General features: G+C 45.5%; 9 protein-coding genes. 2 read left to right on the forward strand and 7 right to left on the reverse strand.

Going from position 1 to position 11,327, the window contains the following annotated elements:
* The 4 genes from NQ489_RS13155 to NQ489_RS13170 form a co-directional block, all read right to left on the reverse strand.
* The gene (locus tag NQ489_RS13155; protein ID WP_021652351.1) at window positions 1–693 is read right to left on the reverse strand and encodes an amino acid ABC transporter ATP-binding protein; all 693 of its coding nucleotides are present in this window, start codon (window positions 691–693) and stop codon (window positions 1–3) included.
* 21 nt (window positions 694–714) lie between these two features.
* Window positions 715–1,365: an amino acid ABC transporter permease gene (locus tag NQ489_RS13160; protein WP_022426149.1), complete on the reverse strand. Its 651-nt coding sequence runs from the start codon at window positions 1,363–1,365 to the stop codon at window positions 715–717.
* A gap of 229 nt (window positions 1,366–1,594) precedes the next feature.
* On the reverse strand, window positions 1,595–2,485 hold the full coding sequence (locus NQ489_RS13165; RefSeq protein ID WP_044961985.1) for an amino acid ABC transporter substrate-binding protein: 891 nt from the start codon (window positions 2,483–2,485) through the stop codon (window positions 1,595–1,597).
* A gap of 92 nt (window positions 2,486–2,577) precedes the next feature.
* Window positions 2,578–3,300 (reverse strand): LytR/AlgR family response regulator transcription factor, encoded by a 723-nt coding sequence (locus NQ489_RS13170; protein ID WP_044961983.1) that lies wholly within the window; start codon window positions 3,298–3,300, stop codon window positions 2,578–2,580.
* 167 nt (window positions 3,301–3,467) lie between these two features.
* Between NQ489_RS13170 and NQ489_RS13175 the strand changes: the two genes are divergently transcribed.
* Window positions 3,468–4,907, forward strand: a complete 1,440-nt coding sequence (locus tag NQ489_RS13175; protein ID WP_044961981.1) for a helix-turn-helix transcriptional regulator — start codon at window positions 3,468–3,470, stop codon at window positions 4,905–4,907.
* On the opposite strand, the gene NQ489_RS13180 is transcribed toward NQ489_RS13175, so the two are convergent.
* From NQ489_RS13180 to NQ489_RS13190, 3 genes are read right to left on the reverse strand one after another with little or no spacing between them, the layout of a single operon-like run.
* Entirely contained in the window at window positions 4,904–5,683 is a 780-nt protein-coding gene (locus NQ489_RS13180; protein ID WP_021652345.1) for a hypothetical protein, read from the reverse strand. The two genes, NQ489_RS13175 and NQ489_RS13180, sit on opposite strands and share 4 nt — an antisense overlap.
* Complete coding sequence (locus NQ489_RS13185) at window positions 5,680–6,954, reverse strand: DUF5716 family protein (RefSeq protein ID WP_021652344.1); 1,275 nt, start codon at window positions 6,952–6,954, stop codon at window positions 5,680–5,682. The genes NQ489_RS13180 and NQ489_RS13185 overlap by 4 nt, the downstream gene beginning before the upstream one ends.
* Window positions 6,951–10,490: a DUF5717 family protein gene (locus tag NQ489_RS13190; protein WP_021652343.1), complete on the reverse strand. Its 3,540-nt coding sequence runs from the start codon at window positions 10,488–10,490 to the stop codon at window positions 6,951–6,953. The genes NQ489_RS13185 and NQ489_RS13190 overlap by 4 nt, the downstream gene beginning before the upstream one ends.
* Before the next feature lie 181 nt (window positions 10,491–10,671).
* Between NQ489_RS13190 and sigK the strand changes: the two genes are divergently transcribed.
* Window positions 10,672–11,301: an RNA polymerase sporulation sigma factor SigK gene (sigK, locus tag NQ489_RS13195; protein ID WP_021652342.1), complete on the forward strand. Its 630-nt coding sequence runs from the start codon at window positions 10,672–10,674 to the stop codon at window positions 11,299–11,301.
* Window positions 11,302–11,327: the final 26 nt, after the last annotated feature.

An 11,327-nucleotide genomic window follows, 5' to 3' on the forward strand; every position in this document is an offset into this window, starting at 1 on the left:
TTACTCCATACCCTGATGGAATTTTCCCAAAAATTCCTTCATTCTGCCATTTTCGGAAGAAAATACCTCCTGCGGCGTTCCCTCCACTGCGATCACACCCTTATCCATAAAGATGATACGGTCGGAAATATCTCTTGCAAAATTCATTTCATGAGTAACGATCACCATGGTGATATGCTCCTGAGCAAGATCCTTGATAACCTTCAGGATCTCACCGGTCAGTTCCGGATCAAGTGCAGATGTAGGTTCATCAAAAAACAGGATCTTCGGATTCATACAGAGCGCACGGGCAATGGAAACTCGCTGCTGCTGTCCTCCAGAAAGCTGAAAAGGATATGCCTTCTCCTTGTCTGCAAGGCCCATTTTCTTAAGAAGGCTTCTTGCCTGGGCGTAAACCTCATCTTTCTTTCTCTTCTGCACCTTCAGAGGTGCATCCACTATATTTTTCAGTACGGAAAAATGCGGAAACAGATTGAACTGCTGGAACACAAGTCCCACATCACCGTTTTTGATGATCTCGCCGCTGTCCGGCGTCTCAAGTCCTGTGGCACAACGCAGGATGGTTGACTTGCCGGAACCGGAAGGACCGATGATACTTAAAACTTCTCCCTCTTCCACGTCAAGAGAGATATCTTTGAGAACTTCCAGTCCGTCAAAGCTTTTTTTGATATGTTTCATTTCAAATAATTTCATATTTTATACTCTCCATTCCGGTTAGCGGTAGTAATTCATACTTTTCTCAACCTTCTGCATCACAACAGCCACGATCAGGTTGAACACATAATAAAATATCGCAGCGATCACAAATGGCATCATTGTTGTCTGTGCACTTGCGATCTGCTTGGCAATGGTAAACATCTCCGCAACTGCCACAACAAACGCAAGGGAAGTATCCTTGACCAGCGTAATGACCTCATTTGTAATAGACGGCAAAATCCTCTTGATCACCTGTGGAAGGATGATGCGGAAAAATGTCTGCACCTTATTGTATCCAAGGATCTTTGCAGCTTCATACTGTCCCACCGGCATGGATTCAATGCCGCCGCGATAGATTTCTGCAAAGTAAGCTGCATAGTTGATGGCAAATGCGATAAATACAGCGATCAGACTATATCCCATGGAAATACGGATCCCGAAGATAAAATACGGACCGAAATATACCACCATCAGCTGCAGCATCAGCGGCGTTCCTCTCATGATGGATATGTAACCGGATACAATGGTACGGATCACTTTGTTTCTGGACATTCTGCCAAAACAGATCAGAAGTCCCAGCGGCAGAGAAAACAGCAAGGTTACAAAAAAGATCTCAATAGAGACCAGCATTCCTCCTGCCAGCTGCTGGAGCATTACACTAAAACTCATTTTTTTCCTCCTGGTTCGGAGTATCAGTCCCATTTATCGGACTGATACCTGTAATTCCTGTAAACAACAGGAAATGAGCGTGTACGGCAGCTCTTTCTGCGCCGAAGCACCCTCATTTCCTTTTTATGCGGAAGCTTCAAAAGCTTCTGCTATGTTTCTTATTTCTGCTGCTGTTGGATATCTTAAAAAAATATCTTCACAGCTTTTACTGTACCGGATCTGTACCGGATCATTTGGATTCAGAATCGGTCTCTTTCTCTGTGCTGTCTGCACTTTCTTCTGTGTCAGCTTCTGCTGAATCAGAATTCTCTGTCTTATCCTTGTCCTCGCTGATGCAGAGCATACTCTTATCCAGCTCATACTTATCTGCAAGCTTGTCTACCTCACCGGACTCGTCAAGCTTCTTGACCTCATCCCATACGAGATCCTTCAGTTCATCATTTCCCTTCTTGAATCCGATGCCATACTGTTCGTTCTGGATTGGCTCGTCAAGGATCACATATTTATCCTTGCCTCTCTGGGAAAGCTGATAGTTAGCAACACCAATATCAACAGCAACAGCGTCTGCAGCTCCGGAATCAATATTCATAAATGCAGTGTTGTAGTCCGGATTCTCTGTAAGAGATGCAAAGCTGTCCTTCAGTTCCTTATTGTCATCATTGTTCAATGCGTCCAGTGCAGCGGATGCAGCCTGTACCACTACGTTCTTGCCCTTAAGATCCGCAAGCTTCTCAATTCCGGAATCCTTGGCAACTACGATCACCTGCTCATTGTTGATGTATGGATCACTCCATGTATAGTCATCCTCACGTCCGTTGATAGTAAATCCATTCCATATACAGTCGATCGTTCCGGAGTTCAGCTCCATATCCTTGGAATCCCAGTTGATAGGCTTCTTAACAAGTTCCCAGCCAAGATTATCACATACTTCCTGGGCAAGGTCAAGGTCAAATCCTACATATTCTCCGTTATCATCCTTATATCCGAACGGAGGATATTCAGCATCAAATCCTACGATCAGGGTCTTATCCTCAACACCTGCCTGTACACTCACTCCTGTTACCATCATTCCTATTGTCATCGCTGCCGCCATTACTACTGCAACTGTTCTTTTCTTCATGGTCATTCTCCTTTTTTCGGTTATCTCTTTATCACATGGTCACTCTACCACGCGAAAGCGTATGGTTATAGTAACATACCCAAAAGGAGCTGTCAAGAGCAAACCTTCTGCTCTGCCAGATAATCTTTGTATTTCTTTCTGGCCGTTTTCAGATATGTTCTGGAAATTGGGATTTCCGTCTGTCCGACCACAAAACTGTTCTTCTTAAGTGAAGTTACCTTCTCCATGTTGATACAAAAGCTCTGATGACATCTCAAAAAGCTGCTGTCTGACAGCTGTCCCGAAAAATCCCCCAGCCTGGCTCTGCAGCTGATCTTTTTTCCATCGGTAAGATGAAATGTCACACTGTGAAGACTACTGGATATATATGCCAGATGATCGTGCTGCAGTGTATAAACATGTGTCCTGTAGCGAAAATACAGCGCTCTTCCGCCTTCACGCCTGCATACCTCCAGGATATGTACCAGAACATGTTCCAGTTCTCCACTTTCAACCGGTTTGACCAGATAGTTATAGGCAAACACTTCAAATGCTTCTTTATAGAATTTTTCATTCTCTGCCACCAGCACAACCGGGATATAATGTCCTTTCAGGCGCATTGTCCGTACAGTTTCCAGACTCCTGCCCTGATCACCATCCAGCCCCAGAAATATCAGATCGCAGATCTTATGTCCCTCTGCCAGTCCTTTCAGAAGACTCTCTCTGGTCCGATACAGAAGGAGCTCTGCATCAGGGACCAGTGTGGAAAGCTGCCTGTACAGCTTCTGTGCATCCTTTCGTATTTCATCACATATCGCGATCGTCATCACTGCCATTGCCGTGTTTTCCTCCCTCATGCTCTTTCTGATATTAACATTTTATTTTCAAAGAAAGACCTACGCAATATGTGCTTCTAATTGTGCCTTGTTTTTTTACAAATTATTGCAATTCATGATCTGTTTTCGTATAATAATGTCATATAAGCACCAAAAGGAGTACTACTATGTCTGATTTCAGCAACAAATGCCGGGAATACCTAAAGGATACAGGAGAAAACGTTTATCAGTTATCTGCTTCTTCGGGACTTGACCGTACCTCGCTACAACGTATGATCACAGGGAAACGTCTTCCCGGTATTGATTTTGTGCGCCAGTTCTGCGATTCCCTCCGGATCAATCCTTCCCAGCGCAGGGAACTAATGGAATTATATAAAATAGAAAAAATCGGAAAAGAAATATATTACAACCGCAAATATATACAGGAGCTTCTGGGTGTTATCAGCTCCCAGCAGGTCATTTCCCGGGAGGGTTTTCTCAGGCTTCCATCCTTTCCCTTTTACCGTGGAACTTTTTCTCTTGATGTGGAAAAGAAGGTCCTGAGCCTTTTTGAGGACATCCTGTCTTCCGGTTCTTCTGAAACGATCCGTACCAACCTTCCGGCCAACTGCCGGCTTCTTGTACAGATCTTTTCCCATCTTTATCCCAAATATGAGAAACTGCCACCGGTGATCCAGATTCTGCCGCTTCACCAGAACCCGTCCGCCTCACCGGATTACAACATGAATCTGGAAACCTTTCTCTGCACACTCCTTCCGATCCTGTCAGGTTTTGTGGGCTACCAGCCATATTATTACTATACTCAGACAGGCCGAGAGTTTTCCAGCTATGAACTGTTTCCTTTTTTCTTACTCACTGAAAAAAAGCTGCTGCTGTTATCCTCGGATATGATGACCTGTATTTTTACTGAAAATCCGGAAGCGATCCACGCATATCAACAGGAATTCCGGCGGGCTCTTGAGAATTCCAGCCAATTCTTCCTGCAGTCGGATTCTCCGGACAGGATCCTTAATATCTTTGGTTCTATCATGCAGACAAAGATCTCAACAAATTTTGCACTGGAATCTCATCCCTGCCTTGCACTGATGTCCTATGGCCCGGGCTTTGTCCAGTCATTGTTTGATAACCGGGATATCGATCTTTCCGATCCGGTCTATACCCAGCTGGCAGTGGTTCTGAACCAGACTTCCTTTGCTTTTACCGAAGCTGCCTTTTCCTGCAATTATTTTACACTGAACGGGATCCGGAAATTTGCCCGTACCGGACTCCTTGACGGACCTTATTCCTACCATCAGACCCCTCTTCCGAAAGAAGAACGAAAAAAAGCCCTCAAGCATCTTCTTGACACAGATATGGGACATGAAAAATGCAGGATCCTGAAGCCTTCCGTACTTCCTGAAACTGGGATCCATCTAGAAGTTCTGTCTGACTATTCCGTTTTTCTCTGCTTTCTTTCCGAAAAAGATACTTTTCTCTGTATCTATCTGAAAGAGACCAGTATCGGACAGGCCCTGAATGATTACCTCTGTTCCCTGTCTGAGGAAGAATCCGTATATACAAAAAAAGAAGCCCGGCAGATCCTGCTGGGACTTCTTGAACAGCTTTAAGAGCCGGTACTTCTGTGATATTCTCTTGTGAGATCCTCCAGGATCCTGTCGGTTTCTCCGGATGCGATATGCTGCTCCGGGAGACCGGCAAAGCTTTTCAGAGCCTGGTCTGTTTCCTGCCTTACCATTTCATCTGTCTTCAGATCTTCCTGTCGTTTCCTGTATTCTTCTTCACTGTGAACACTGCGGTAGGCCAGAAGATAAACCTTCATCGCTTTCTCTGAATGATTCTCCTTCCATGCTTTCCAAAAGCAATCCAGCGCTTTATCCATCTGGAACAGGTAACTGTATGCGCATCCCTGATTATGCAGGATCCTTTCACGCATCTCTCCGGTGATTTCTTTCCCGCCATGCTCCAGAAGCTTCTGATAAACACGGAGTGCATTCACATACATCCGATTCTCCATCAGCGCATCACCTTTGCGTTTCTCCCGTATTTCTTCAGGTTCACGTTTTCTGGCTTCAATGCGCCCGTTTAAGGTCTTAAGCTCTTCATAAGCCAGATAATTGATCTCTTTAAATATCGGATACAGTACTTCTTCAAGTCCGGCCTCTCTTCCAATATAAGGTTTCAGCTTGGCCGCAAGCTTCGGAAGCTCCAGTTCTTCCTCCAGCCAGGTACAGAGCTTACTGCTGATCAATGAGCTGTCCACAAGATAAAGATTGTTATAAAGATAATAGCAGAGTTCTTCTATAGAATAGATATTGGTACTGATATTTTCGATATAAAACGGCTTCTCTGCTTTTTTTACCTGACATAAAATATATCCGCTCATGCCTGCTTCCTTTCTTCCTGCTCATCCCATCGTACCAGTTCCCTCCAGATCTTCCCACTGGAAGGATACATTTCGCCAAAGCCCAGATCCTCTACTGTGATCTCACAGTCTCTCGGCGATACGTATTTCAGCGTGAGGGAAAGCCTTGAAGTCCGATTAGGCCGCTTTGGCAGCCCCTCAAGTGCCATGGCCACACGTTTCTTCTCGGTTTCTTCCGGAATACTTACCACAAATACCAGTTCACTGGTATCATCCAGGATCAGCTCACAGGATGCACTGCATTCATACCAGTTGCTGCCGCTTTCGATCAGCGGATAGTAAGCCGGAGAGCCCATCACCCGCATATCCATCCCTACGTCCGCAGCCACCAGCGAATCGCTTAAATAGCGGTAACCTTTGAGTTTTTTATCCTCCAGCCTGTCCTTACCGGCTATGCAGGCTCCCTTTGCAAAAAGATTGTTTCCGTAAAAAACCTTCCGTCCCTGATGACACAGGAGCTTTACAGACTGCTGTGCCCACTGCTGGTCAAATCCTTCTCCCGTGATCTGCACACTGGAGAAGAGCTCTTTGCCGAGAGTCTTACTGATAAAACGGTAAAATCCCACATCACGGATCTCTTCTTCCGGTTCAAGCTTTGTACTGACCGGATCCTCCAGTTTTACAAGCACCGGTCTGGAAGAGCCGTTGATGGTCAGCTTCCGGAAAGTTACCGTATCGCCTGCAAAGGCATACCAGCCTACACTTCGATTCCAGGTTTCCCGTTTCTGTCCCAGTGCATAATAATAAAAGCTCTCGCCATAGTCCATAAGCATATATTTCTCACGGGAAAAACCTGCAAGACTGCAGGCCTTCTGATAATTCCGTACCTGAAGTGTACTAAGCTCCGGCGATGTGATACAAAGGCACCGGGTATTCTTTACGATATCCTGGATTCCCAGAAATTTCAGGATTCCCCTTAGAAAATGTGCCAGAAGCTCTGCCGGCTCTTTTTCCTCTCCTGCCACCTGGATCTTTTCTTCCTTCTGACAGATATCATAGATATTTCCGATCATGATCCCGCCCTTTTCCCTGGCAAAATACTCTGCTTCCAGGCCTACGCAGTAATCACCGTGATCGGTACGATAGCAGATACAGCCCGGAGCTTCGTACTGACTGGCTCCTACCTTCATGGAAAGAGAACGGGCTTCTTCTGCTTTTCTGTCATAATAACAGATCTGTGTGTATTCTTTTCCAATATCAATTCCTATGATCAAGTCACGAATTTCATTCATCTTTCCGGTTCCTTCTCTATGACAAACATTTCATTAACGTACTGTTCCTGCCGGAGATACTGTGCCAGCTTCTCCTTCACTTCCGTATCTTTCTCCAGTTTCCTTGCACAGAGTATTTGATTGATCAGCTGATATTTGCTGGATGCCTGGTCATTACTCTGGCTCATGGTCAGTATTTTTTCTTCCGTTTTGTGTACACCGGTTTCATCTTCTGTCTGGAAATAATATCGCAGGGTCTCTCCATAAAACAATGTAAATGCTCTGGCAAAAATTCCCTCATAGACATTTTTGAGCGGTTCACTTTTATAGTCCGGTACAGTTCCAAGTCCTGTATCCAGGGAATAATACAGTGTGACCAAAGTCTCCGGTGAAGTATGATACTCTACAAAAGTCTTATCATCCAGCTGATACGGTCGCAGGATACTCTGATCCAGATTCCGGAAAAACTCAAATAGCATTCCTTCCTTTACACAGGAGGAGAGGATTTTTTCCTCCATTTCCAGATTTTCTTCATCAGCAGTTTTTTCTTCGGAAAGCAGTTTCAGAAGGGTCAGGTCACAGATCCGGTCTCCGGGCCACTCCTTTTCTCTGCGATTTTTCAGATACTCCTTAAGTCCAGGCATCTCCGGCATTTCTTTTACAAACATTCCGTAAGACATCAGAGTCAGATACGCACCAATCACACTCTCTTTTCCGGAATGACGGATATATGCTTTCAGGATATCCGCACCCTCTGGCCGGTAATCCCAGTTAAACATCAGAAGAGAAAGGATCCTCTCCTCCAGATTATAGGTATCCATCTCAAACCCACAGGCACTTTTCCAGATATCCAGAAGTTCATCCACAGGTCCAAACCGGAATTTCATCAGATACATGAGGATCACTTCATCATAGATTCCCTGTCGGTATACATGAGAGGAAAGTGCGATCAGCTCTTCGTCTTCCGCGCAGTCACAGCGGATGATCATACGGCTTACCAGCTTCAGAAGCGCACGCTCCTCTACTCCTTCAAATCCAAATGCTTCCACCACGCTCATAGCCTGCGGAAACAGTCCCCGCTGGATCAGGATCTCCAGAAGGGTTTTCCGGTCGACCATGGCATATTCCCGATAATCCATCATCTCCAGACAGGCATCCAGATCTTCTCCCTGCACGTGATCCCGATAATAATCCAGGATCTTTTTGCGGATCAGCCTCTTATATTCATCGGTAAACGCCGGTGAAAGGACCAGTTTCTGAAAAATTCCCAGATTCTTACGACTGATCTCCTGACCCTGACAGTAATACAAAAGCACAGCCGGTTCATCCGCCCCTTTTTCCAACACTGCCGGAACCATCTCACGATCATCAAAAAGTGGTGTCAGATTATAATCTACCGTAGTAGCATAACGTCTCTGTTTTTCATCCTGAAATACAACGGCCGCATCTTCGCTGCAAATCCTTGGGTAAGCGATCCCATGGATACACGGATAGATTTCTTCCTGTTTCATCTGTCTGTGACGGACGATCACACTGCGAACCTTCGGATCATCCGTATACAGCCGGCAGGTAAACATTCTGGAGGCGATCACCTGCGCTTTTTCGCTGTCCGATGGTTCCCGCATGAATTCCTGATAAACAGCGGCATAATTTTCATTCATCCGGCCTTCCCGTAACTTACGGAAAGCAAATTCCTCCATGCTTTCACGATAACTTTCGTATGTCTGTGGATCACGTTCCTTCCCTGCAATGATGCATGCATACAGATAGGCACGCTTGGAATCACCGAGAGTATTGTTGTTATAGGTAAAATACATCAAAAGCGGTTTCGGCAGGACTCTCCGATAAGAAGTATCCAGTGTTTCCACATAATATTCATACAGCCGTGTGATCCGGATCCCGCGGTCCACGGCAGCGGAAAACCACTGAAAATATTCCGGTTTTCTTGGATTTCCCTTCATAATATATTTACAGATAGCTTCCACGGTATCATCCGACGGAAAGGCTTCACATCCCATGGCCATAGCACGGTACAGACTTTCGTTAAAAGCTTTCTCATAACCGGAAAGATATGCCAGGCGCATGACCAGCTCTTCCGTCAGCATCTGTTCTTTTCCTGCAAAAAGGAATACCTGGGCCCAGAACCCATTGATTCGATGCAGCAGAGACATATCTGCACAAATACGGTTCCATGCTTCCAGATACAGAAAAGGACTTGTACATCCCCGCTCAAAAAGTTCCTCCATCAGAAAGATCTTTTTTGACGGAGAAAGCGTATGATCCATTTCAAATACCAGTTTCAGAAGGATAAAGCTGTCTTCCTTCTGCATCTGGAAATTCTGTACCTTGCGGAGGGCCTGTTCCTTATCCCGGTACAGCCCGGTCTGTGTACACAGATACAGATAAATCCCTGCCAGTTCCAGTTCATTGTGATGAAAGGATTTATTCTGATAACGCTCAAGGATTTCTGAAGCCTGGTCATCTTCTCCTTCCAGATGAAGAAGATAGGCTTCCAGAAGCTGATATTCCGGATATTTCAGTCCGTTTTCGCCCATACGGTCAAGCTTCTCATGAGTAGAGGCTGTCCAGGCCTGAAAATCTGTTCTTTTACAGAGATATCCCAGGTATTCCTTCATCAGAGATATCCGGTACTGTTTTTCCAGAAGATCCAGGTTCACGGCACTCTCAGTTCCTCTGGATGCAAGAACGTGATATATCAGTTTCTGGTATGGGGTTTTTACAATGATCTCGCCGTACTGATTTCCTTTTCCCAGTTTTTCCTGGCGGATCACATAGTTTATTTCACAGGTACTTCCGATAAAATCCTCTTCTGTGACCACATGCTTACCTGCCTCCAGAAAATCCCCGTTTACCTCAATATCTGCCCGCAGGTGTCCCCATCCGCTCCTGTGGATATAAAGGGATTCCTGAACAGATTCACTGACATCATAAAAACCGGCCTCTTCTCTGTTCAGACTCAATGTCACCTTTTCCTTGGCACCGGCTGCGATCAGAAATTCCTCCAGATGCTGATAGGTCACCGGCTGCTGTGACATTCCTGCATAAAGAGAACGGATCTTCTCACTCTGATCACTCAGGATCAGGGAAAAATGTCGTTCTGTAAAGATCCGGTAAGCCTCATGGAAATCTTCCTTTGCAATGTGCAGAAATTCTTCCAGAGAAGATACCTTTCTGCCTGCACTCTTCACCTCTTCCGTCTGTACCTGTACAGTGAACGGCAGCTTATATTCTCCGATACTGGTAGTAAAACACAGCCAGCCTTCAAAGCTCTCTCCCGGCCTCATTCCCTCTGCATCTACCCCATAAGGCATGCGCACTGTGGTTCCGGAAAAGCGGTCAAATCCCGGCACCAGTCTCCGGTCAGATGAAGTCACAAAGCCACTGATCCTGCGGTTGTCATCGGTACCGAAATAAATCTCATCCTTTGTAGTCTCTCCTGCCTTCAGCGTAGCGAAAATACGGTCCTGTGAAAACAGAAGCTCAGGCTGTTCATAAATAAATTTTCCGTTAAGAAGCTGTTCTATCCTCTTTTTCAAAATATATACTCCTCATCAATATACACTGATTGTTGTCACTCGTATTTTATGATTATACACCAGATCAGAATGTGGCGCAACAGGTGTTCGCCTCTGTCCTTTTTATAAAGTTTCTGTTGGAAAAGCACGAAAAGCACGTCCGGCTCATAAGCTATAAGGAAATCCCCTTTGAGGTGAACCCTTGAAAACCTTTCTGAAACCGCTTTCTTTTGCGGAAGAGCAGTTCTATCTTCTACAGCTCCAAAGGGGCGATCCGAAAGCAAAAAATATCCTTATCGAACACAATCTCCGCCTCGTAGCACATGTTGCAAAAAAATATCAGGGATGTGACGAGGATCCGGATGATCTGATCTCCATAGGCACCATAGGTCTGATCAAAGCCATTTCCACCTTTGATCCCAGCCGGACTTCCAAGCTTTCCACTTATGCTGCACGGTGCATTGACAATGAGCTTCTCATGATGTTCCGTGCCCGCAGGAAACGTTCCAGAGAAGTTTCTCTCTATGAACCCATCGGCACAGACCGAGAAGGCAACGAGATCAGCCTTCTCGATATCATTGAAAGTCCACCCGTTGATGTTGTGGATGATTGTTTCAAAAGGGACAGCATTTCCTATCTTCTCCGTTATATCCGGACAGTACTCTCCCCAAAGGAATACCAGGTGATCTGCTGCCGCTACGGTTTGAATGGCCAGGAGCCACTGACCCAGCGAGAGATTGCTGAAAATCTCTCCATCAGCCGCTCCTATGTATCCCGTATCGAAAAGAACGCTCTTCGAAAACTCCGTACTCTTTTTCCTGAAAATCAGTAAAGGGGAGAACGTTCTTTTCGTTCTCC

This window comes from Blautia sp. KLE_1732_HM_1032 (genome assembly GCF_025147905.1).
In the GTDB taxonomy this organism is placed as follows: Bacteria; Bacillota; Clostridia; order Lachnospirales; family Lachnospiraceae; genus Blautia_A; species Blautia_A fusiformis.